Origin of the sequence: Pedobacter sp. HDW13, from assembly GCF_011303555.1 — a bacterium.
In the GTDB taxonomy this organism is placed as follows: domain Bacteria; phylum Bacteroidota; class Bacteroidia; order Sphingobacteriales; family Sphingobacteriaceae; genus Pedobacter.
The window spans coordinates 1,510,171-1,533,563 of the sequence record NZ_CP049868.1 but is presented as its reverse complement, the minus strand read 5'-3'; the positions used below and the strand labels follow the sequence as shown (position 1 = coordinate 1,533,563).

The 23,393-nt window shown below is 39.7% G+C and carries 17 protein-coding genes; 13 read left to right on the top strand and 4 right to left on the bottom strand.

Features of this window, described 5'->3' with window-relative positions; translation table 11 throughout:
* Positions 1–159: 159 nt before the first annotated feature.
* The 5 genes from G7074_RS06370 to G7074_RS06350 all read left to right on the top strand — a co-directional run bounded on the left by G7074_RS06370 (position 160) and on the right by G7074_RS06350 (position 9,320).
* A complete protein-coding gene (locus G7074_RS06370; protein WP_124560492.1) occupies positions 160–1,935 on the top strand; it encodes a long-chain fatty acid--CoA ligase in 1,776 nt (591 codons plus the stop codon).
* Positions 1,907–3,628, top strand: coding sequence for a gamma-glutamyltransferase (gene ggt / locus G7074_RS06365; protein ID WP_124560491.1), 1,722 nt, complete (start codon positions 1,907–1,909; stop codon positions 3,626–3,628). The genes G7074_RS06370 and ggt overlap by 29 nt, the downstream gene beginning before the upstream one ends.
* 86 nt (positions 3,629–3,714) lie before the next feature.
* The gene (locus G7074_RS06360; RefSeq protein ID WP_166207496.1) at positions 3,715–6,051 is read left to right on the top strand and encodes a GAF domain-containing protein; all 2,337 of its coding nucleotides are present in this window, start codon (positions 3,715–3,717) and stop codon (positions 6,049–6,051) included.
* Between the two features lie 102 nt (positions 6,052–6,153).
* Entirely contained in the window at positions 6,154–7,863 is a 1,710-nt protein-coding gene (locus G7074_RS06355) for a DUF885 family protein (protein WP_124560489.1), read from the top strand.
* A gap of 137 nt (positions 7,864–8,000) precedes the next feature.
* Positions 8,001–9,320 (top strand): DUF6089 family protein, encoded by a 1,320-nt coding sequence (locus G7074_RS06350; protein WP_166207493.1) that lies wholly within the window; start codon positions 8,001–8,003, stop codon positions 9,318–9,320.
* A 66-nt stretch (positions 9,321–9,386) separates the two neighbouring features.
* Here G7074_RS06350 and G7074_RS06345 read toward each other — a convergent pair whose 3' ends face one another.
* Together G7074_RS06345 and G7074_RS06340 are read right to left on the bottom strand one after the other, a co-directional pair.
* On the bottom strand, positions 9,387–10,352 hold the full coding sequence (locus G7074_RS06345) for a hypothetical protein (protein ID WP_124560487.1): 966 nt from the start codon (positions 10,350–10,352) through the stop codon (positions 9,387–9,389).
* Between the two features lie 83 nt (positions 10,353–10,435).
* A complete protein-coding gene (locus tag G7074_RS06340; RefSeq protein ID WP_166207490.1) occupies positions 10,436–11,389 on the bottom strand; it encodes a hypothetical protein in 954 nt (317 codons plus the stop codon).
* Positions 11,390–11,521: 132 nt separating this feature from the next.
* Between G7074_RS06340 and G7074_RS06335 the strand changes: the two genes are divergently transcribed.
* The 8 genes from G7074_RS06335 (at position 11,522) to G7074_RS06300 (ending at position 21,249) form a co-directional block, all read left to right on the top strand.
* Complete coding sequence (locus G7074_RS06335) at positions 11,522–11,956, top strand: MarR family winged helix-turn-helix transcriptional regulator (protein WP_124560485.1); 435 nt, start codon at positions 11,522–11,524, stop codon at positions 11,954–11,956.
* 75 nt (positions 11,957–12,031) lie between these two features.
* Positions 12,032–14,437: a 3-hydroxyacyl-CoA dehydrogenase/enoyl-CoA hydratase family protein gene (locus tag G7074_RS06330; protein ID WP_166207488.1), complete on the top strand. Its 2,406-nt coding sequence runs from the start codon at positions 12,032–12,034 to the stop codon at positions 14,435–14,437.
* A 151-nt stretch (positions 14,438–14,588) separates the two neighbouring features.
* Complete coding sequence (locus tag G7074_RS06325; protein ID WP_166207486.1) at positions 14,589–15,800, top strand: acetyl-CoA C-acyltransferase; 1,212 nt, start codon at positions 14,589–14,591, stop codon at positions 15,798–15,800.
* Between the two features lie 76 nt (positions 15,801–15,876).
* Positions 15,877–17,670, top strand: a complete 1,794-nt coding sequence (locus G7074_RS06320) for an acyl-CoA dehydrogenase family protein (protein WP_124560482.1) — start codon at positions 15,877–15,879, stop codon at positions 17,668–17,670.
* 455 nt (positions 17,671–18,125) lie between these two features.
* Positions 18,126–18,572, top strand: a complete 447-nt coding sequence (locus G7074_RS06315; protein ID WP_124560481.1) for an FKBP-type peptidyl-prolyl cis-trans isomerase — start codon at positions 18,126–18,128, stop codon at positions 18,570–18,572.
* 155 nt (positions 18,573–18,727) lie between these two features.
* Positions 18,728–19,213 carry an FKBP-type peptidyl-prolyl cis-trans isomerase gene (locus G7074_RS06310; RefSeq protein ID WP_166207484.1) on the top strand — a complete coding sequence of 162 codons (486 nt, stop codon included), beginning with the start codon at positions 18,728–18,730 and terminating at the stop codon, positions 19,211–19,213.
* A 3-nt stretch (positions 19,214–19,216) separates the two neighbouring features.
* Positions 19,217–20,086: an FKBP-type peptidyl-prolyl cis-trans isomerase gene (locus tag G7074_RS06305; RefSeq protein ID WP_124560480.1), complete on the top strand. Its 870-nt coding sequence runs from the start codon at positions 19,217–19,219 to the stop codon at positions 20,084–20,086.
* A 158-nt stretch (positions 20,087–20,244) separates the two neighbouring features.
* Positions 20,245–21,249, top strand: coding sequence for a hypothetical protein (locus G7074_RS06300; protein ID WP_166207481.1), 1,005 nt, complete (start codon positions 20,245–20,247; stop codon positions 21,247–21,249).
* Here G7074_RS06300 and G7074_RS06295 read toward each other — a convergent pair.
* Positions 21,246–22,544 carry a deoxyribodipyrimidine photo-lyase gene (locus G7074_RS06295; RefSeq protein ID WP_124560478.1) on the bottom strand — a complete coding sequence of 433 codons (1,299 nt, stop codon included), beginning with the start codon at positions 22,542–22,544 and terminating at the stop codon, positions 21,246–21,248. The genes G7074_RS06300 and G7074_RS06295 overlap by 4 nt on opposite strands.
* Positions 22,545–22,609: 65 nt before the next feature.
* Positions 22,610–23,152, bottom strand: a complete 543-nt coding sequence (locus G7074_RS06290) for a thermonuclease family protein (protein ID WP_124560477.1) — start codon at positions 23,150–23,152, stop codon at positions 22,610–22,612.
* Between the last annotated feature and the right edge of the window lie 241 nt (positions 23,153–23,393).

Below are 23,393 nucleotides of genomic sequence, written 5' to 3'. Positions count from 1 at the left end.
TTGCATAGTAATTTTGTAATTGCTAAGTTTAGTTTTAAATTTTTGATCAGAATAAATACAGCTTTTGGCTAAGCAGGATGTATTATTTTAATTAAAGAGACACATAATGATCAATCTTTATGATTGATTTTTTAACTTAACCAAATAATAACAATTCATATGGCGGCAGAAATTAAACGGGTTTTTGATCTTTTGAAATATAGCCTCGAAAATCCCAAGAAGGAATTCATCAGCGGAAAAATTAAGGGGAAATGGATAAATTATAGTACAGCCGATTTTTGTACTGCGGTAGATAATTTAAGTCGCGGATTAATTAAACAAGGTATTAATAAAGGCGGAAGAGTGGCTGTAATGTCGCACAACCGGCCCGAATGGAACATTGCCGATTTTGCTGCCAACCAAATAGGGGCTTACCAAATTCCATTATACCCAACACTGGCCGAACACGATATTCAGTTTATATTAAAGGATGCTGAGATTTCGATCGTATTTGTGGCCGACGAAGAATTGTATAAAAAAATAAAACCCTGTGCCGATGCCATAAATCCGGCCATTAAGATTTATAGTTTCAACGAAATTGCCGAAGCGGAAAACTGGAATGTACTGATAGCTGATGGCAAAGTGGCGACAGAGATCAACCTCGACGATTATCGGGCAAAAGTTGAACCCGAAGACGTTTTAACTTTGATTTATACTTCAGGTACAACAGGCACCCCTAAAGGGGTAATGCTAACGCACAATAACCTGGTGGCCAACTTTGTCAACTCATCAGTTGTAATACCCGAAGGTGTTAAAAAAGGGCTTAGCTTTTTGCCTTTGTCGCATATTTTCGAACGGATGATCATTTATTTGTACCTGTTCAACTCTACTGCAGTGTATTATGCTGAAAGTATGGAAACCATTGTTGCCGATATTCAGCATGTAAAACCTAATGCATTTTCTACCGTTCCCCGTCTGCTCGAAAAAGTGTACGATAAGATTATGGAGAAAGGCAAAGCTTTAACAGGTGTTAAAAGAGGCATTTTCTTCTGGTCGGTTGCATTGGCCGAGAAATATTCGGTTAACGCAGGTGCCTGGTATAATTTAAAACTGGGTATTGCCCGTAAACTGGTTTTTAAAAAATGGCAGGAAGCCCTGGGCGGAGAAATTGTGGTAATTGTATCAGGTGGGGCAGCGTTAAACCCGCGTTTAGCCAGGATTTTCTGGGCAGCTGGTATGCCGGTTTTCGAAGGCTATGGTTTAACCGAAACTTCGCCTGTAATTACCGTAAACCATTTTGGAGGCACCATGTTTGGCACCGTTGGCGAAGTAATTAAAGGTGTAGAAGTAAAAATTGCGGCAGATGGCGAAGTACTAACCCGCGGGCACCAGGTAATGAAAGGTTATTACAACCGCCCTGATTTAACCAGCGAGGCGATAGATGAGGAAGGCTGGTTCCATACAGGCGATATTGGCGAACTGGTAGATGGTCGCTTTTTAAAGATTACGGATCGTAAGAAAGAAATGTTTAAAACAGCAGGTGGTAAATATGTGGCACCACAGATGCTCGAAAATAAATACAAAGAGTCGATCTTTATCGAACAGATTATGGTTTTGGGTGAGAACAGGAAATTTCCTTCGGCGCTTATTGTGCCTAACTTCGAAACCTTAAAAACCTGGGCAGGCCGAAAAGGCATTAGCTTTACAGTAATAGATGAGCTCATTAAAAACGAGCAGGTTTTAGCTAAATATAACGAAGTTATTGAAGCGGCAAATGCAGGTTTTGGTAAATGGGAGCAAGTAAAAAGGTTTGCTTTATTGCCTAAAGAGTGGAGCATTGATGGTGGTGAACTTACGCCAAAATTAAGCTTAAAAAGAAAAGTGATTACAGAGAAAAATAACGAAGTAATTGAAAAGATATATAAAGATGCTGAGAACTACAAAGCCCCTCAATAATTTAAAAAGGTCGTTAACCTACCTCAGCGTGGTTGTTTTGTTGGCGGGTTGTGTAACCGGGCAATTAGGTAAGAACAACAGTGGCGAATATAAAAACGGTATGGTGGTTTCTGCCCATCCCAAAGCTTCGCAGGTTGGGGTCGATATTTTAAAAAAAGGTGGTAATGCAGTTGATGCCGCGGTTGCAGTGCAGTTTGCTCTTGCCGTTGTTTACCCCAATGCTGGTAATATAGGTGGCGGTGGTTTTATGGTGTACAGAGGAGCAAATGGCGAAACAAATGCTTTAGATTTTAGAGAGAAAGCAGCGGCAGCAGCGAGCAGGGATATGTATCTGGATGCTTCAGGTAGTCCGATAGTAGACAAGAGTTTGTATGGGCATCTGGCTGCAGGCGTACCCGGGTCGGTTGATGGCATGGTCGAAGCGCATAAAAAATACGGAAAGCTGAGCTGGGCACAGGTGTTACAACCAGCAATAGATTTAGCGCAAAGCGGATTTAAAATTACTAATCGTCAGGCCACCGAGCTGAATAGTCTGCACAGAAAGTTGATGGATTTTAATCCTAACGGTACAGCGCTTGTAAATTTAGAGCATACCTGGCAGGAAAATGATGTATTGGTACAAAAAGAACTGGCCAATACTTTAAAACTTATTCAGGAAAAAAGCAGGGCTGGTTTTTACGAAGGTGCTGTGGCCGACTCGGTTGTAGCCGAAATGCAACGCGGTAAGGGCTTAATTACCAAAGCAGATTTAAAAAATTACCATGCCACCTGGCGTAAACCCATTACAGGCAATTATAAAGATTATAAAATTATTACCATGCCGCCAACGAGTAGCGGTGGCATTGCCTTAATTCAGTTGCTCCAATCAGTAGAGCCTTATCCTTTAAAAAAATGGGGACACAATGCCGATTCAACTGTGCAGGTAATTGTAGAGGCTGAACGGCGGGTATATGCAGACCGGGCTACACATTTAGGCGACCCCGATTTTTATGCGGTTCCGCAACAACAGTTATTAAATACTGACTATAATAAAAACCGCATGGCAAATTTTAACTGGGCTGCTGCAACACCAAGTAGTGCAGTACTGGCCGGCGAAATTAAAGGAAAGGAGCATGAAGAAACCACACATTTTTCTATCGTAGACCGCGATGGCAATGCAGTTTCGATTACCACAACCTTAAATGGCTCGTATGGCTCATTAGTTGCAGTAAAAGGTGCAGGTTTTCTGCTTAATAACGAAATGGACGATTTTTCGGTTAAACCCGGTGCACCAAATATGTATGGTTTGGTTGGTGGCGAAGCCAACGCCATTGCACCAAATAAAAGAATGTTAAGCTCGATGACACCAACCATTATTGAAAAAGACGGAAAATTATTTATGGTTGTGGGTACCCCGGGAGGTTCAACCATTATTACTTCGGTATTCCAAACCATTATTAATGTAATTGACTTCGGTATGTCGATGCAACAAGCAGTAGCGGCTAAAAAATTTCACCACCAGTGGTTACCCGACGAAGTGTATGTAGAAAAAGAGGCAATTGATAGCCTGGCCACCCAAAAATTAAAGGCTAAAGGTTATAATATTGTACCAAGAGGATCGATTGGAAGGGTGGACGCTATTTTGAGGACCCAATGGGGTAACTATCAGGGTGGGGCAGATCCGCGGGGGGATGATAAGGCCATTGGCTGGTAGCTGAATATCGCTTCAATTTTTTATCTTAGCAATGGGCAATCTGTTACCGTTTGGATTGCTGCCCGTATGATTTAAAGTTTAAAGAGATGAAGAAGCGTATATTTAATCTTGCCCTGAATTATGCAGATTTACCTAACGTAGATTCAGCTATCTCTTTTGGCCCCTTTATACAATACCTACACTATAAAATTAAAGAAGAGCAAACCGTAAAGTCTGCACTTTATCGCAATGCATTAAAAGAATTTGAAAAGCAGGGAATCGACAATCAGGTTATTGCGCTCGAAGAGGTTTACCAGCACGAGTTATTGCTCGAGCATATGTATGCCTGTCTTTCGCCGGTATCTTTAGCCGAAGATCAACAGGCCTGGGGACTTTGTGCGCCCATGCAACCCATTACTTTTTATGGTACTGAGCTGATGTATGAACTGCTCGAGCATGAAGAAAAAGATCAGAACAGTTTCGCGGGTTCAAGAACAGCTGAACAGCTCCAGCGGGATCGCCTGCATTTTATATATTCCTTTATTCTGAACCAACTATATGCTTTCCATGCGCCATTAAAGGAAAAATACCACTCGGGCATCAATTCAGATACCGGTTTGCCGGGCTATTTTCACATTGGAGTAAATACGGGTTTTATTGAGGTAAAAGCTAAACAACCATTGCCCGAACTCAGTTACAGGGAATTGCAACAATATTTGAGTGAAGAATCGGGGCTTGATAAGTTGCAGCAAGCGCTACCGCTATCACTTTTCGAACTCAGGGGCATTTCGGTGCTAACCATAACCGATGTTACCGCAAGACAGGCAGTAGAAAATATTAAAGCTGTGCGGTTGAGCCGTGCTCCGGGCAACGAGGGTGTAGCTTATTCAGAAGTAATTCAATCGCTTAAAGTCCTGGTGAAAAATGCCAATATCCAATTCGATCTTTTTCCCTTTGTAAGGGTTAACAATAAAATGGTTTATGGTTATGTAAAAGGAGGCAGCGGATTGCTTTTCTCGGTATGGGGAGAAGAAACCTTAAGTCCCGAAGCTTTTCAGCAAATTGCCGAGGGCTATGCGGCGAACCCCAATTCCTTTTATTCGCCCGATATCTGGGCCGAAAGCAGAGAGATGTTCCCCTGGTTAGAGCGGTTTAGAGAACTCAATGTAAAATCGATGGCGCTTTTACCAGTATTCCATAATCAGGTTTTAGTTGGGGTATTAGGCATGCATACCTGGGTTGGTGAAACTTTCGATGAAAAGAAAATTACACTATTGGAACAGGTGTTGGCACCTATTGCACAGCTGTTGCAGGTTTATATTGATGAATTTAACCTCGAGATCGAAAACATTATCAAAGAGAAATATACATCTATACAACCTGCAGTACAATGGAAATTTAACGAAGCTGCCTGGCATTACCTGCACGATAAGAAAAAGAATTTGCCCCTGCGCACTGATGATATCAGCTTTACGGATGTTTATCCATTTTATGGGGCAATAGATATCAGAAACTCTACAATCGAAAGAAATTTAGCCAGCAAAGCTGATCTTAATCTGCACTTGAGCCTGCTCCGCGATACACTCCAACAACTCAGTAAAACGTATAGCGATGCCTTACTTGTCGAAATTATTTTTAATTGCAACAAATGGAATAATACTTTGCAGGGCGAGGAGTTGAATACAACCGATGAGAACAGCCTGAATATTTTCCTCAACGAAGAAACCACCGATTATTTAAAGCTCATTTCGCTATCGCATCCCAATACGGAGAAGATTATCGATCAATATCTCGAAAACATTGCTGTGCAGGGGGGCAAGGTGTATAAAAACCGGCAGGCTTTAGAAATGTCCATGCAGTTGATTAATACCGATATAAATAATTACTTCGAAGCTGAACGCGAAAAGCTGCAGGAATCTTTTCCCTGTTATTTCGAAAAATTCAGGACCGATGGTGTGGAGTACGATATTTACATTGGCCAGTCTATTGCTCCAGACCGGATTTTCAATCATTTTCACCTGAAGAACCTGCGTTTGTGGCAACTTTCATCAATGGCAGCAATTGCCAAAATGGTGCAGCAACGCCAATCCGATCTGCCCGTTAAACTGGCTACTACCCAGTTGATTTTTATCCACAATCATCCGATCGATATCAGTTTTAGGATCGATGAAAGAAAGTTTGATGTTGAAGGTGCCTACAATATCAGGTACCAGATGATTAAAAAAAGGATCGACAAAGTACTTATCCGCAACTCCGAAGAGCGGCTAACCCAGCCTGAGAAACTGGCCTTAATCTATTTCAATAAAAGAGACATAGACGATTACCTTCCCTTTGTAAAATACCTGCAGGAAACAAGTGTGTTGGGTGCTGAAACCGAAGATCTTGATTTAGAAGATCTGCAAGGTTTAAGCGGCTTAAAAGCCTTGCGTGTAACCATTTTATAGGAAACCCAAGCAGAGTATCTTCAATAAGTTACATAGCTTCCTTATGGCCTATTCTTCCTGTTTCTTTATATTAGCAACAGCTAACCCAAACCATCTATTGCTATGCGCAAACTATACTTCCTGTTTTTAATTCTAACAATCACCTTAAACTTACAGGCCCAAACCAATGAGGCCAGTCTGGTAAGTCCGCTGATTAACCAATATCAGTCAGACAAAAACATGTTTAACCGGAAATATAACTTCAAGCGTGCGGAAGAATATTTTAAACGGATGACACAATTTTATGCGGGTTGGCAGAAACAGTTAAGTACCCTACCTTTCAACAAACTCACGGTAAATGAAAGGGTAGATTATATTTTGCTCAAACGCGATATCCGTTCTGATTCGGCCAGTTTGCAACAGAACTATGCCGAATTTAAAACCAGCATTTTTGCCTTGCCTTTTGCCCAAACATTGATTGATTTTGAGGCAAAGCGTAGAGTTGGTCAACAGCAGGATGGCAAAGCTATGCAACAACAATTTGAACAGCTGCGCGAAGATATCAGGAAAACCACAAAGGCCGTAGAACAGAAAAATTTGGAAATTACGCCAGTGCAGGCTTCCTGGGCACAGCAAACCGTAAATCAATATTTAGCAGTATTTACCGAAGCTTATAAATTTTACGATGGTTATGACCCACAATTTACTAAAGCTACAAAAGGAGTTTACCCGGAAGTAACAGGTGCTTTGCAGGCTTATGCCGATGTACTGGGTAAAATGGCCAGACCTTCTAATGCGGCAGATGATGGTAGCGGTATTATCGGTAATCCGATAGGCCGGCCAGTCTTATTAAGCAAATTAAAAGATGAAATGATTGCTTACACGCCCGAACAGATTGAAGCCATTGCCATGAGGGAGTTTGCCTGGTGTGATGCCGAAATGCTCAAAGCCTCGCAACAAATGGGTTTTGGCAACGATTGGAAAAAAGCGCTCGAAAAAGTAAAAACCGATTATCCGGAATTGGGCAAACAACCAGAACTGGTTTACGAACTGGCCAATGAAGCCATCAATTTTGTAGAAAAACATAACCTGATTACCATTCCGCCATTGGCTAAAGAGGGGTGGCAAATGAGGATGTTAACCCCGAAAGAGCAATTGTTTGCCCCGTTTTTCCTTGGTGGAGAATCTGTGCTGATTGCCTACCCGACAGAAGACATGAGCGAAAAGGCCAAAATGATGACCTTACGAGGTAACAACAGGCACTTTTCAAGGGCAGTAGTATTTCACGAGCTTATTCCGGGGCATAACCTGCAATATTTTATGCAAAGCAGGTACAAGCCCTACCGTAAAGTGTTTAGTACACCTTTCTGGACCGAAGGCTGGTCGCTTTACTGGGAAATGTTGCTTTGGGACCAGAATTTTCCGAAATCTCCTGAAGATAAAATCGGGATGCTTTTTTGGCGCATGCACCGGTGCGCACGAATCATTTTTTCGATGAACTATCATCTGGGCAAATGGACACCTAAACAATGTATCGACTTTTTGGTAGATCGGGTAGGTTTTGAGCGTGCCAATGCTGAAGCCGAAGTACGCCGGTCTTTTACCGGAGGTTACGGGCCGCTTTACCAAATTGGCTACATGTTAGGCGGGCTCCAGTTCAGAGCTTTACATAAGGAACTGGTACAAAGTGGTAAAATGACAAATATTCAGTTTCACGATCGTATATTGCACGAAAACAATATGCCGGTAGAAATGGTAAGGGCTTTATTAACTAACCAGCAACTGCCCGAAAATTTCAGTACCCGATGGAAATTTGCGGGCGACATTAAATAACGTAAGGCAAGTATTGAATATACCTTTTCTTCTTTAAAGCTGTGGAAAAGTGGAGAAGTATTTTTACTTGCTTGTAGGTTTTGGTATAACTATTGCAATAGTTAAATAACGCTTATTCAACGTTATATATAAAAACTATGAAATTACAACTATTAAGAACGCTTCCAGTTGCTTTAGCTGGATTGCTTATCGGATCGGCTGCTTCTGCTCAGGAAAAACCGGCAAGTTCAGCTACTTTCAGAACATGGTTTATCGGTGTTAACGCGGGTGTATTAACTCCGCTTTCTCCACTTGGTGGCAAAAACGACTTTAGTAACAACAAATCTGGTTTCGGTTATGGTCTGTACATTAAAAAACAGATTACTCCTTATTTCTCACTTCGTTTAGATGGAGTACGCGGTAAATTAAAAGGCGATAATACCGAGCCATACGAAAGTGGTGTGGTAAACAATTCGCCGGTAAAAGCTTTCGATACCCAACTGGCTTATTCAGGAAGTTTAAATGCAGTAGTAAACATGTTTAACATCGATATGTTTAAGAAAGAAAATGCATTACAGCTTTATGCTTCGGCAGGTGCCGGTATTGCAGGTTATAAACCTACCATTACCACTGCAGCAGGTACTTCTTTGTACGCTGGCGACAAAAACATTCAGGAATTAATTATTCCGGTTGGTTTAGGTGCCAAGTTTAGAATTTCAGATGCCGTTAACTTCGATTTAGGCTGGACCATCAATTTTGTTGATGGCGATAACTTAGATGGTTATTACAGAGGAGGAAATGACAAATACAACTACGCTTATGCCGGTTTGGAGTTTGCTTTAGGTAGCGGAAAACAATTGGCTTTCCACAATCCGGTTGCTTTAACTTATGATGAAGCGGTGAGTGCAAAACAAACTGCTGAAGGTTTAAAAAGTGATTTAGATGCACAGAAAGCTGAGAATGCAAAACTACGTTCAGAAATGATCGATTTGCTTAAAGATTCGGATGGTGATGGTGTTGCTGATAAATTAGATAAATGCCCGAATACGCCTTCTGGTACTGTAGTAGATGGAGCAGGTTGTCCGTTAAAAACTCCTGAAAAAGTAGTAGAAAAAGTAATCGTAACCGAAGAAGACCGTAAGGTAGTTAACGAAGCGATTAAAAATCTTGAATTTGATTTAGGTAAAGCTACTATTCGCTCTAAATCTTATGCATCATTAAACAGGGTTGCCGCTTTATTAATTGAGAAAAACTTTAGCTTAAAATTAGCTGGTCATACCGATAATACCGGTTCAAAAGAATTGAACTTACGTTTATCGAAAGACAGAGCCGAATCTGTTAAAGCCTATTTAGTATCGCAAGGTGCAAATGCATCACGTATTGAAGCTACGGGTTATGGCATGGGCCAGCCAATTGCTACCAATAAAACAGCAGCCGGCCGTCAACAAAACCGCCGTGTAGAGTTTACCCTTTACTAGCCTGTTTTTAAATGAAAATAAAAAAGTCCCGGTGCAAACCGGGACTTTTTTGGCTTCCAAAAATGGTTACTTTATCAATCTCCTGATTTTTGTTAAGTCGCTATTTTTGAAATTAAAAGAAATCGGTGTGTAATTTTGGTACAACATCTCACTACTGTAGCTGTTATATATGCTAATAAATTTATCTGAACTACTTTTGGTAAAAACAAGATAATTAACATTAGATCCCTTTTTTAAGATCAGTTCATTTAATGTTTTAACAGGAACAAATTTAACCGGATAATTATAAGCTTCTGAAAGATCCTGATCTTTGTCTTCATCAACTTTTTCTGACATGGTAAACATGTTAAACTTTATTTTAACATAATCAGGGACATAAAGTGTATCCTTTGCCAAAGAAGTGAGCTTAGTTTTATCTTCCATCTCAAAGAACATTTTTCTCTCTTTTCTAGAAATGATGCCTTCATTCAACTGCTTTAGATAGCCTTTCAACATACCTGGCGACCAATTATAAAGTAATGCATTATTGTATAAAAAGGAAATCATTTCTTCTTCTCTTTTTTTAGCGCCTTTAAAGCTAAATGGATTACCAATTGCTGCAAAAAGGGTTTTGTTATCAGGGTAAACGGTAATATCTCCCAAATTTATATCATCTCCCTGTTTACCATTCTTCTTAAAGTAAGGCATCGTTAAAGAATAAAAGAACCGAATAACTGTTGTATTGCCCGAACTTTGTATATATCCATTAAATGTAAAGAGCGAATAACCGGGCTTTCCAATATATTTGCCCAATTCTTCAGGTTTGATAATTAAAAAAGGCGTTACAGTCCAGGTTGTTTTGATTGCTTCATTAAAATTTTCCAGTTCTGTGTAATCTTTGTATTGGAGGGTGAAAAGTGTAATGGTGTTTTTGAAGGTTTTAAGTTCTTCATCATTAATATCACTTTTTCCTTTAAAAGTTACCTGGGCTGCCAGGCTTAAAGAATAGCATAGGCAGACTGCTATAATAAGCAGTTTCTTAGTTGACTTCATACGAGCGCTTTGCGTTTGGTTTAAGCGCCAATAATAGTCATCTTTTTGAGATTATTTTTAAAGTTGAAAACAAAAAATCGAATTTATTTAATCGATAGAATCCTTTTTTTACTCTCACTTAAATCGTTCATCTCAAAATTTGGTAAATTCGGGTAAAATCGCTGGTAAATAATCTGATTATCCTTACTGTCGTAAACGCTGATAATTTTATCATCAGATCGTTGCGTATAAATCACATATTTAACAGGTGTATTCTGATTTAATATTAAGCTATCAAGATCCTTGTTGGATAAAAATTTCAGCTTGTAATTGTACGGCTCAGCAACAACGCCCGACTGTGGTAAAAGTGCCAGTTTCGACGAAAATTCTGCTCTAATATATTCCGGAATATACAAGGTTTCTTTTGCCAGTTCGGGTAAACGTACTTTATTGTAAAACTGGTAATCTATCCCACGGTTTTCTGCAGCCAGTAATCCATCATTAATTTGTTTTAAATAACCGCTTAAAAAGCCCGGCGACCAATTCTGGAAATGCGATTTGTTGTAGAGGTTCGATAAAAGATAGTTTTTAATGTTCTTTTGTGAGCCATACTGCTTGTCTTGTATTTCAACCAGCATATTGGTCGATCTGTCGGCGAACAGGGTAACCGTTGCCAATACACTTTCTTCCTTTATTCTTGGTTTTTTACCGGGTGTTATCAGTTTTAATGTATATACAATGTTTGCCATCGCTGTACTATCTGTTTTTTCGAGGTAGCCATCAAAATAGAAAAAAGAATAATTGGCCACTGTATCGTAGCGCGATAGTTCTTCGGGCTTAATAATTTTATAAGGCGTAATGGTCCAGATTTTTTTAATGGCCTTATCAAATTTTTCAAGCTCGGCATAATCTGCATATTGCAGGGTAAAAAAGGTCGTTGTCTTTTTAAAAACCTCCAGTTTCTGGCTATTGGCAGCCAAATTACCGAAGTAAGATACCTGACTTTTACAAATCAAGCCCCATAAAAGGAAGGAGCAGAACAGGAGGAGGTGCTTCAAGTTTGGCATATTAAGTCGTTTTCATTTGTGTGTTTCGATTATAAGAAAATTTTGACAATTATTTTGATTTTTTCTATTGCATTAACAAAATACATTCGTTAGCTTTGTTATGCAAGCATAATAAATTAAGGAATGAAACAACAACAAACAATAGATTACCATGTTAAGTTTGCCTGGCAAAACATGTTCAATAAATATAACCAAATGGCTTCAAGTTTTGGTATTACACAGGCTATTGGTTATATGCTTATTAACATTAACGACGAAGAGGGTACTGCTGTTTCTAACCTTGCTGCCCTGCTGGGCGTTAAAGCCACCAGCCTTTCGCGCATGTTAAACAATATGGAAGAGGCTAATCTCATTTATCGCGAAACATCCGTTGGCGATAAACGTTCTGTAAAAATTTTCCTGACTGACTTTGGTAAAGAAAAAAAACAACTGGCTAAGGGTGTTGTACGCAAATTTAACGAGTATTTGGATGAGCACTTCACCAAAAAAGAAAAGGAAACATTCATTAATCTATTGATAAAACTAAATGAGATTACGGTAGCTTATACTGTTGATTAATCAGGATATAATCTGGAGCAAAATAAATTCACTTTGTACAGGTTTAATCAGACCTAAAGAAAAATATATAAAGTAATGAAACGAAGCATTAATAAAGTTGCTGTTTTGGGTTCAGGTATTATGGGGTCGCGTATTGCATGCCACTTCGCCAATATTGGTGTAGAGGTTTTGCTATTGGATATTGCCCCAAAAGAGCTGAATCCCGAGGAACAGGCAAAAGGACTAGCGCTGGATAACCCAGCTGTAAAAAACCGGATTGTAAATGCCGCTTTGCAAACAGCTGTTAAAACAAATCCATCGCCGGTTTATACCAAAAAAGCATTAAATAAAATCAAAACCGGAAATTTCGACGATGATATGTCGAAAATAGCGGGTTACGATTGGGTAATTGAGGTAGTTGTCGAAAATCTGGATATTAAGAAAAAGGTTTTCGAACAGGTAGAGCAGTTCCGCAAACCGGGCACTTTAATTACTTCGAACACTTCGGGTATTCCTATTCACTTAATGGCCGAAGGCAGAAGCGAAGATTTTAAAGCTAATTTCTGCGGAACCCACTTTTTTAATCCACCACGTTACCTCAAATTGCTCGAAGTTATCCCAACGCCGCATACCAAACCCGAAATCGTTGATTTCTTAATGCATTATGGCGATAAATTTTTGGGAAAAACCACTGTTTTGTGTAAAGATACCCCAGCATTTATAGCTAATAGGGTAGGTGTATACTCGATTATGGCGCTGTTGCATCTGGTAGAAAAACTTGATTTAACTGTAGAAGAAGTCGACAAATTTACCGGGCCAGCTTTAGGCAGACCTAAATCGGCTACTTTCCGTACTTCGGATGTAGTGGGTTTAGATACCATGATTAAAGTGGCCAAAGGTCTTTACGATAATTGCCCAGATGATAAAGCGCATGATTTGTTTAAGCTTCCGGCTTATGTGCAAAAAATGGAAGAGCACAAATGGCTGGGCGATAAAACGCAGCAGGGTTTTTATAAAAAAACAAAATCGGCAGATGGTAAAACCGAAATTCTGGCGCTCGATTTAAAAACGCTGGAATACAAACCCCAGCAAAAAGTAAAATCGGCCACTTTAGAAATGACCAAGCCGGTTGAAAACCTGCGCGAGCGGATGAAGATTTTTGCTAAAGGAAAAGATAAAGCCGGCGAATTGTTCCGCCACTCTTCTTTTGGCTTGTTTGAATATGTATCAGACAGGATTCCCGAAATTTCTGATGAACTCTACCGCATTGATGATGCCATGCGTGCAGGTTTCGGTTGGGAGCTTGGGCCATTTGAACTTTGGGATGCCGTAGGTGTTAAAGAAGCGCTGGAAGGCATGGAGCAATATGGAAATAAAGCTGCAACCTGGGTACACGAAATGCTTGCTGCCGGAAATACTTCGTTTTACAAGGTAGAAAATGGCGTTAAAAAATATTACGATATTCCATCTAAAACTTATAAAGCTTTACCGGGTACCGATGAGTTTATCATCTTAGACAACCTTCGAGAAAATAAAACGGTTTGGAAAAACTCAGGTATTTCTATTATCGATCTCGGCGATGGCATTCTGAATGTAGAGTTCCATACTAAAATGAACACCATTGGTGGCGATGTAATTTCGGGAATCAATAAAGCCATTGATATGGCCGAAAAAGATTACCGCGGTTTAGTAATCGGTAATGATGGAGCTAATTTCTCGGCTGGTGCCAACGTGGGAATGATTTTTATGATGGCGGTAGAGCAGGAGTGGGATGAATTGAATATGGCGATCCGCATGTTCCAGAATACTTCAATGCGCATTCGTTATTCTTCTATTCCGGTGGTGGTTGCGCCACATAACCTAACATTGGGTGGTGGCTGCGAATTTAGCTTACACGCCGATCACGTTCAGCTTTCGGCAGAGACCTATATGGGACTGGTAGAATTTGGTGTGGGCGTAATTCCTGGTGGTGGTGGTACCAAAGAGTTTGCGCTGCGTGCATCTGATGAATATAAAGACGATCAGATTGTGCAGAATGCCCTGAAAGATCGTTTCCTAACCATTGGTATGGCTAAAGTTTCTACTTCGGGTTATGAGGCGTATGAGTTGGGCTATTTGCAAAAAGATAAATTCTCAATTTCTATGAACCGCAATCGCTTGTTGGCCGATGCAAAAGCAAAAGCCATTGAACTGGCCGATGCAGGTTACACCAAACCAGTTCAACGCAATGATATCAAAGTTTTAGGTAAACAAGGTTTGGGTATTGTTTATGCCGGTGCAAACAGCATGTACGCTGGTCATTTCATTTCTGAACACGATAAGAAAATATCCGAGAAACTGGGTTATGTAATGTGTGGTGGCGATTTATCTGCTCCTACAGAAGTTACCGAACAATATCTGCTCGATCTGGAAAGAGAGGCCTTTTTATCGCTGGCAGGTGAAAGAAAGTCGTTGGAGCGGATTCAGAGCATCATTACAAAAGGGAAACCGTTGCGTAATTAGGTATGAGAGATTAGATTTGAGATGCGAGAACGTAACAGGTCTCAAATCTAGCATCGCAAATCTTATATCTCAAATGTAAACAATAAACGATTTGAATTTATCATTTGAGCAGGTCTCAAATCTTAAATCTCAGATCTCAAATCTTAAAAAAATGGAAGCATATATAATAGCAGGATACCGTACAGCAGTGGGTAAAGCACCCCGCGGTGTATTCCGTTTCACAAGGGCCGACGATTTAGCTGCAGAAGTAATCAGGGCTTTGGTTGCCTCGGTTCCGAATTTAGATAACGAACAGATAGACGATGTGATTGTAGGTAACGCTACGCCAGAGGCTGAGCAAGGTTTAAACATTGGCCGCATGATCTCGTTAATGGGCTTAGATACTGATAAAGTTCCGGGTGTTACCGTTAACAGGTATTGTGCATCAGGTTTAGATACCATTGCCACCGCTGTAGCGAAAATTAAGGCAGGAATGGCCGATTGTATTATAGCAGGCGGTGTAGAGGTAATGAGTGGTATGCCCTTTGGTGGCTGGAAACTGGTGCCAAATGCCGAAGTAGCTAAAAATAACCCGGATTGGTACTGGGGAATGGGTTTAACCGCCGAAGCAGTAGCCAAAGAGTATAAGGTAAGTCGCGAAGATCAGGATGTCTTTTCATTAAAATCGCACGAAAAAGCAGTTCATGCGATAAAAAACGGTCATTTAAAAGATGGTTTGCTACCCATTACGGTAAACGAAAATTACCTGGATGCCAACCTGAAAAAGAAAACCCGTTCTTACGTGGTTGATACCGACGAAGGTCCGCGAGCAGATACTACACTCGATAAACTAGCGAAACTGAAACCGGTTTTTGATGCCGTTGGAAGCGTAACAGCAGGTAATTCTTCTCAAACCTCAGATGGGGCAGCCTTTGTTTTGGTAGTTTCGGAAAAGAAAATGAAAGAGTTAAACGCCGAGCCTATTGCGCGATTGGTAAGTTACGGTGTTGCAGGTGTTCCGCCACGTATTATGGGGATTGGTCCGATTGAAGCCATTCCAAAAGCATTGAAACAAGCTGGTTTGAAAAAAGAAGATATCGATTTGATTGAACTTAATGAGGCTTTTGCTTCACAATCATTAGCGGTAATCAGAACCCTGGATTTAAACCCTGATGTGATTAACGTAAATGGTGGGGCAATAGCATTAGGTCACCCGCTGGGCTGTACAGGTGCAAAATTAACAGTGCAGATTTTGAACGAGCTTAAAAGACAAAACAAAAAATACGGAATGGTTACCATGTGCGTAGGAACCGGGCAAGGCGCTGCGGGATATTTGAACTTTTATAGACAAGAGAAGTTAGATAATCTCACATCTAATGTCTGATATATAAACTAATTGATTTGGGTTTGAATTTGGGCAGGTCTCAGATCTCAAATCTCATTTCTCAAATCTCATAACAATGGAAACAACTGAAAAAAAGACAATTAAAGGTGGCGAATTCTTAATTAAAGATACCACTTATCAGGAAGTATTTATCCCTGAAGAATTTGATGAAGAGCAGCAGATGATTGCACAAACCTGTCGCGATTTTCTGGAGGCAGAGGTTTATCCGAACTTAGATAAAATTGACAAGCAGGAAGATCCCGAGTTAATGCCTTCGTTGCTTACCAAAGCAGGCGAGCTGGGTATTTTAGGTGTTTCAGTGCCTGAAGAATACGGCGGTTTTGGTAAGAATTTTAATACCTCTATGTTGGTTGCTGATGTAGTTGGCGCAGGACATTCTTTCGCCGTTGCACTTTCTGCACATACCGGTATTGGTACTTTACCTATCCTGTATTACGGTAACGAAGCACAAAAGGCAAAATATATTCCAAAACTGGGTTCGGGCGAGTGGAAAGCAGCCTACTGTTTAACTGAGCCAAATTCAGGCTCGGATGCCAATTCGGGTAAAACCAAAGCCAAACTGAGCGAAGACGGTAAACATTATATCATTACCGGTCAAAAAATGTGGATCACCAACGGTGGTTTTGCAGATATTTTTATCGTTTTTGCAAAGATTGATGATGATAAAAACCTCACCGCATTTATTGTAGAAAAAGAATTTGGTGGCATTACCATGAACCCCGAAGAACATAAAATGGGTATTAAAGGTTCATCAACCCGCCAGGTGTTCTTTAACGATTGTGCTGTGCCAGTTGAGAACATGTTGAGCGACAGAGAGAACGGCTTTAAAATCGCCGTGAACATTTTAAATATTGGTCGTATTAAATTATCGGCTGCGGCAATTGGGGCTTCAAAAGCGACATTAAGTACGGCCATCAATTATTCGAACGAAAGGATTCAGTTTGGCAGACCAATTTCTAAATACGGTGCTATTCGTTATAAAATTGCAGAAATTGCTTCGAAACTTTATGCTGTTGATGCGGCAAACTACCGCGCCGGACAAAATATTGATGATACCTACGATCAGCTGGTTGCCGGTGGAATGGAATCGGGCAAAGCCAGATTAAAATCGGTTGAGCAGTTTGCAGTTGAGTGCGCTATTTTAAAAGTTTGGGGATCGGAAGCGTTGGATTATGCAGTAGATGAAGGCGTACAAATTTATGGTGGTATGGGCTTCTCTGCCGATGCACCGATGGACAGGGCCTATCGCGATGCCCGTATTAACCGCATTTTTGAAGGTACCAACGAAATTAATCGTTTGCTTACGGTTGATATGATGCTTAAACGCGCCATGAAAGGTGAGTTAGACCTGATGACTCCGGCCACGGCAGTTGCTGCTGAGCTGATGAGTATCCCGGATTTTGGAGAAGAAGACACCACCTTGTTTGCTGCAGAGAAAAAAGTATTGTCGAACTTGAAAAAAGCGACTTTAATGGTGGCTGGTGCTGCGGTACAGAAACTGATGATGACTTTAAGTAAAGAGCAGGAAATTTTAATGAATATTGCCGATATGGCCAGTTATGTGTATGTGGCCGAATCTGCCTTGTTGAGGACTGAAAAACTGGTTGCCATGCGTGGCGAAGCAGCAGTTGCAGGTCAGCTTGATTTATTGCGGATTTACCTGGTAGAGGCTGTTGACGGCATTACCAAAGCAGGTAAAGAAGCATTATGGGCTTTTGCTGAAGGGGATGAGCAACGCATGATGCTGGTTGGCTTACGCCGCTTTACCAAAATGGAGCCATTTAATGTTAAAGATGCACGCCAAAGAGTAGCACAACAGTTAATTGAAGCAAACAAATATATCTTCTAAGGTAAAAGGTTAGCAGGTTGAGGGTTTAAAGGTTAAGTGTATAAAGCACTTAACCTTTTTTGTTAGAAAAGCTTAATCCTGGCGCCCTTGCTCCTGGTCTAAAGGCTACCCTTGTTTTACAGAAGCTTACCATTGACGGAGCCAATAGAAGAACCGTCATTGCGAGGAGGAACGACAGCCTGTCCCGCTTAATCGGGAAAGCAATCTTACAACGATCGCTAGTTGAAACTGAAGTAATGCTTTTTCCCACCCATAGTAGTAAGATTGCTTCGTACCTCGCAATGACGACCCTGAAATGGGCTGTCATTTATATTGATTTTTATAAAATAAATTAACGCTCAGTATGACAAAAGTTAAAAATGTAAAACAGGATTACAGGTTGCGAAAGGCTAGAAAATTGCGCTTCAAAAAAGAATGGGCTGTTACTTTATGATATTAAAACCTTACTTTCGCGCATGATTAAACTTAGATTGCTTACCCTGCTCTTTTTGGCTATAGTTACAGTTTCAGCTTGTAAAAAAGACGAGGATCCTGAAAAGCAGATTACCGAATTTATCCAGAAGAACAATATCAACGCAACTAAAGATGCATCGGGATTATATTACCAGATCATTAAACCAGGCACAGGTTCTTTTACTTATCCGGCCAATACTAAAATTACCATTAAGTACGAAGGCCGTTTGTTAGATGGCAGTGTTTTCGATAATGGCGGCGGTAAAGAACAAACCTTTAATCTGGCCGAATTAATAGAAGGCTGGAAAATTGGCATTCCTAAAATACAAAAAGGAGGCGAAATCAGATTAATCGTTCCGCCAGGTTTAGGTTATGGAAGTAGTGCGGTAGGTCCAATTCCAGGTAACTCGGTGTTAGATTTTACCATTCAGCTTTCTAATACACAATAAGCAGCAATAATAAAGGTTGAGGCAAAAGTTTAAAGCAGGGCTGATATTATTAATTAAGCTGCTTTGGGCTAACTGCTTTGAACTTCATGCCCCTTAAATTGTTAAAATTGGTTAAAAATTGTAGCATCCGCATTAAAAGCTTATTTTTGCGGGTGATGGCTAAGTTTAAATATATTATCCTATTAGTTTGTATTACAGCTTGCTTTGCTGCTTGTAAAAAGAACACGCCGGTAGAGGACTACGATCCGGTACCGCAGTTTAAGGCAGATACAACTGCGATTCGTGCTTTTGTTAAAGCTAACAATATTACCGCGATTAAGGATTCTTACGGTATTTTTTACCAGATTATTGAGCCCGGATCAGGTAGTGTAAGCTATCTGGCTTCAACCAAAATTACTGCCGATTACGAAGGCCGGTTGTTAAACGGAACCATTTTCGACAGCACAAAAGGTACTCCTACTTCATTTTCGTTAGGAAATGTGATTGCAGGCTGGCAAATAGGAATTCAGAGAATACAAAAAGGAGGCAAGATCAGGTTAATTATTCCTTCTTATTATGCTTATGGAACACAATCGCCCTCAAGCTCAGTTCCGGCAAATTCAGTGCTCGATTTTACAATAACACTTACAGACGTACAATAATAAATGAACAAATTTACTCAACTTAGCCTGTTTGCACTTTTATTGGCTACAGTGATTTTCAGCTCTTGTAAAAAAGAGTATGATTCTATTGAAACTATAGACGATGCGGCCATTCAGGCTTACCTGAAAAAGAATAATTTAAGTTTTGAGAAAGATGCCACCGGCTACTATTATAAAGTTACTACTGATGGAACAGGTGATGTAATTAAGAATTCTGATTCGGTATACTATTCTTATACTTTTAAAACATTATCAGGTCAGGTATTAAATCAAACATCTGATTTAATGATTCCTGGTACTTTTTTGGGTTACACCGATCAATTTAAAATTAATAGTAACACGGTTAACTATGTTTTTAAACCAGTAAGAGAAGTATTATCCAAACTGAAAAGAGGTGGTAAAGGTACTTTGATTATGCCTTCAAACATGGCTTTCGGTAAAAACGGATTAAGTTTATTAAATATAGGTTCTAACGAAAACGTTATTGTTGATTTAGGTATATATTCTCAAACCAAAAGACATGAGGTTGATGAGTATGAGATAGAAAAATTTATTGCTAACAATAAATTAACAATGATAAAAGACCCATCGAGGGCACGTTATAGTATAAGCACGGCAGGTACTGGGTCAGACATAATTAATGTTAACTCTTCAATCGTAGCAAACTATACTGTAAGATACCTGGATGGCTCTGTGATCCCGCAAGCCTCAAATCAGATAACAGATATTTTAAGTAACTTATATAAGGGTTGGCAATTAATATTGCCTGGTAAAGTAACTGCTGGAGGAAAACTTCGTTTAATTATTCCATCTGATTTAGGAAATGGAATACCATTAGATTTCGATATTGAAATTGTAAGCGTTACCAACTAGAATAGCTTTTCAAAAATTTGTATAAAAATGCCCAATATCCATTGGGCATTTTTTTTGTGATATATTTTTTTACATTCTACGATTTTTCAATCGACATTTTTTGAAACTTACTTTTTAGTTGTACGTCTAGTTAGTAAGGTAAAACATACAATTTAATTATGAAAAACAAATTTAATTTACGCTGCTTAATACTATCTATATTAGCCGTAATCTCGGTCAGTTCCTGTAAAAAGGATGCAAACGTTAAAAAACCTGAAGAAAAGCTTTTAACAAACGCTGTAAGCATTGAAAATGGATATCTAAAATTCAGAGATCAAAAAGCTTTTGATTCAATTGGAACTATTATTTCGAATTATAGTCCTAAACAACTAGAAGCATGGGAAACTTCATTTAAGGGTTTTACCTCCTATAGGAGTTTGTATAATAATATTCAAAAAGAGTACTCCGAGGTTAACGATTCAAAAGCTTTTGATTTATTTCAAAAGAAGTATTCTGAAGTGGTTACAATAAGGCCAGATAGTTCGATTACATTTAAACTAGGGACACCATATTCTGCTATTTTTATGAACACCTTAGGTGAATTTAAAGTTGGAGATCAATTTAGAAAGTATACAAAAGCCAATAGTTTAATACTTTATACAGGTGCTCACAGAAATGAATCTGAACTAAAAAATACATCTGATATGACTGTAGTTCCTGTAAAACGGATGCTTATGACTACAAATAATACGCTATCTATTGCGCCTCCTCCTGGCCAAAGCTTTAATAATGGAATGTTATCTCAGAGACTTTTATATAATGGAGATAATAAAAGGCGTGTTTATATCGAATTGTGGCATGAATTTACTCCACCAGAGCATCTCGTGGCTTTTGGCTCGCCACGTTTGTACTTTTCGGTGCTCCAGGAGCTTAAAAAAACTTTTGGCGGATGGCGCTCAAATGAAACCGACTATTACTCTAACGGAACTAATTTACAGTTTACAACCTCAGCAAATAATGGTGTTCCATTTTATAGCTTTAATGGTAGTTTTGGCCCTCATCAAGGGGTAAATGGACCAGTAATCTATAATATGCCATCTTTTCCAGGGCCGTGTAACTCGGTTACAGGTACAGCTCGGTTTACAACCGGAGGAGTGCCCGATGCCCCAACTGTTTATTATTAATTTAAAGCCTCTTTAAAAACTTTTAAAACCCTTTCCCTTGCAAAAGTATGCTCAACTATCGGTTGGGCATATTTTTTTGTGCCAAATTCTGGCACCCATTTTTTAATGTATTCAAATTTCGGGTCGAATTTTTTGGTTTGCAGCTCAGGGTTAAACACCCTAAAATACGGAGCTGCGTCGTTACCAGAACCAGCAGCCCACTGCCAGCCACCTACATTACTGGCCATTTCGTAATCTAAAAGTTTTTCGGCAAAATAAGTTTCGCCCCAGCGCCAGTCAATAAGCAGGTGTTTGGTTAAAAAGCTTGCTACAATCATACGCACGCGGTTATGCATCCAACCGGTTTGATTCAATTGTCGCATACCTGCATCCACAATCGGGTAACCGGTATTGCCCTCGCACCAGGCTTTAAATTCATCCTCATTGTTTCGCCATTTAATTTTGTCGTATTGCTTTTTAAACGAATCGGCAGCCGAATAAGGGAAATGCCAAAGAATGGTCATGTAAAACTCACGCCAGGCCAGTTCAGAAAGCCAGATATTCGATTTTGCTTCAATGGCATCACGTACAGCCTTGCGGATACTTAATGTGCCAAAACGTAAATGTAAACCGATATGGGTGGTGCCATCTATGCCCGGGAAGTCGCGTTGCTGGGCGTAACTATCCAGTTTACTTTGATAACTAATTATAGGGAAACTGAGCTTGCTTTTGGCAAAACCCATTTCTTTCAATGAAGGTAAAGGAAGGTTTTTGCAAGGCAATAGATTTTTATAATATTTTTGAGTGGGGTAGGCTTTGGTATAAAATGGATTTAATTTGGCATGCCACTGCTTGTAAAAAGGGGTGAAAACGGTATAAGGTGTTTTATCTGCCTTTAAAATTTCGTTCTTTTCAAAAATAACCTGGTCTTTATACGTTTTAAAAGCAATTTTCTCGCTGGTTAAAAACTCGGCCATGTTATCGTCTCGTTCGCGGGCATATGGCTCGTAATCGTGGTTCGTGTAAACTGCTGCTACTTCGTATTCGGCTAAAATATCCGTCCAGATTTTTTCGGGTGTACCATACTTAACCAGAAGGTCTGAGCCATGTTTTTGCAGTTCCTTTTTTAAGTCTTCTATAGTTTGATAAATGAAGGTTAGCCTTGCATCATCTTCCGGCAGTTTATCCAGAATATTTTTATCGAAAATGAAGAGTGGTAAAACCGGATGCCCGCTTTTTAGCGCGTGGTAAAATCCGGCATTATCTGTTAAGCGTAAATCGCGGCGGAACCAAAAAATAGAAATGGCTTTATTCATATAAAAGGAATGTTGTTCAAAGGTAATAACAGCAAAGCACTAAGCTGGTTTATTTCTTACTCCTTTTATTTCGAAATACTTTCAGTAACCTGGCTGTTGTGTTTCGATTTTCGCCATTCCCAGGGTGGCGTGGGGTTGGTTTCTTTCCATAATCCCACTTTGTTTTTTCTGGCGGTTATTTCCAGTTGGGCATAAACAGGGTTGGTAGAATATTTTTTAAAGTGCCAGGCCATGCCTTGCTTAATCATTTCCTGGTTTACTACCTGTTTTTTATTGTTTATTACTACGGCAATTAACCTGCGATAGCGGTCGTACTTTTCGGCATAAACCGTTACATTTTGCCCAAAACATAAATCAGATAAAGCTTTCTTTGCATTGTTGCCAAAAGGTTGTTTACCTCTTTTCTCCGGACAATCTATATGCGCCAAACGTACTTTTGTTGGTGTGTTTTGGTAAAGAATTTCCATGGTATCGCCATCCATAATTCGGATTACCCTGGCAATGAAAATACTTTTCTTTAAATCGGGAGCCTGAGCATAAACGCCCTGGTTACTGACAAAAACCGATTGAAAACATAAAATAAAACCCAGTAAAATTAATCTTCCCATCCACACAATGTTTTTCCGTCGTTTTTTGCTTTTTCCAATGTTGTTTTTAAAATTTTATGCTGGCAGGTGCTTAATCCCTTACAATCTGATTTGAGGTGATATTTTTTTGCGCTATTGCTGTTGCAAATATACACTGTTGTGGAATCGGTGCAAGTGGTGTTAATTAAAAAGAAGAGGATGATGAGGGACGTTTTCATTTGATTAAATTTTAGATGATTTAAGAATATTTTGGTAAGCAAGC

Bases quoted from the DNA above. Each gene is read 5' to 3' on its own strand.
- G7074_RS06370 (WP_124560492.1), top strand. From the start codon at position 160: ATGGCGGCAGAAATTAAACGGGTTTTTGATCTTTTGAAATATAGCCTC.
- ggt (WP_124560491.1), top strand. From the start codon at position 1,907: ATGCTGAGAACTACAAAGCCCCTCAATAATTTAAAAAGGTCGTTAACC.
- G7074_RS06360 (WP_166207496.1), top strand. From the start codon at position 3,715: ATGAAGAAGCGTATATTTAATCTTGCCCTGAATTATGCAGATTTACCT.
- G7074_RS06355 (WP_124560489.1), top strand. From the start codon at position 6,154: ATGCGCAAACTATACTTCCTGTTTTTAATTCTAACAATCACCTTAAAC.
- G7074_RS06350 (WP_166207493.1), top strand. From the start codon at position 8,001: ATGAAATTACAACTATTAAGAACGCTTCCAGTTGCTTTAGCTGGATTG.
- G7074_RS06345 (WP_124560487.1), bottom strand. From the start codon at position 10,352: ATGAAGTCAACTAAGAAACTGCTTATTATAGCAGTCTGCCTATGCTAT.
- G7074_RS06335 (WP_124560485.1), top strand. From the start codon at position 11,522: ATGAAACAACAACAAACAATAGATTACCATGTTAAGTTTGCCTGGCAA.
- G7074_RS06330 (WP_166207488.1), top strand. From the start codon at position 12,032: ATGAAACGAAGCATTAATAAAGTTGCTGTTTTGGGTTCAGGTATTATG.
- G7074_RS06325 (WP_166207486.1), top strand. From the start codon at position 14,589: ATGGAAGCATATATAATAGCAGGATACCGTACAGCAGTGGGTAAAGCA.
- G7074_RS06320 (WP_124560482.1), top strand. From the start codon at position 15,877: ATGGAAACAACTGAAAAAAAGACAATTAAAGGTGGCGAATTCTTAATT.
- G7074_RS06315 (WP_124560481.1), top strand. From the start codon at position 18,126: ATGATTAAACTTAGATTGCTTACCCTGCTCTTTTTGGCTATAGTTACA.
- G7074_RS06310 (WP_166207484.1), top strand. From the start codon at position 18,728: ATGGCTAAGTTTAAATATATTATCCTATTAGTTTGTATTACAGCTTGC.
- G7074_RS06305 (WP_124560480.1), top strand. From the start codon at position 19,217: ATGAACAAATTTACTCAACTTAGCCTGTTTGCACTTTTATTGGCTACA.
- G7074_RS06300 (WP_166207481.1), top strand. From the start codon at position 20,245: ATGAAAAACAAATTTAATTTACGCTGCTTAATACTATCTATATTAGCC.
- G7074_RS06295 (WP_124560478.1), bottom strand. From the start codon at position 22,544: ATGAATAAAGCCATTTCTATTTTTTGGTTCCGCCGCGATTTACGCTTA.
- G7074_RS06290 (WP_124560477.1), bottom strand. From the start codon at position 23,152: ATGGGAAGATTAATTTTACTGGGTTTTATTTTATGTTTTCAATCGGTT.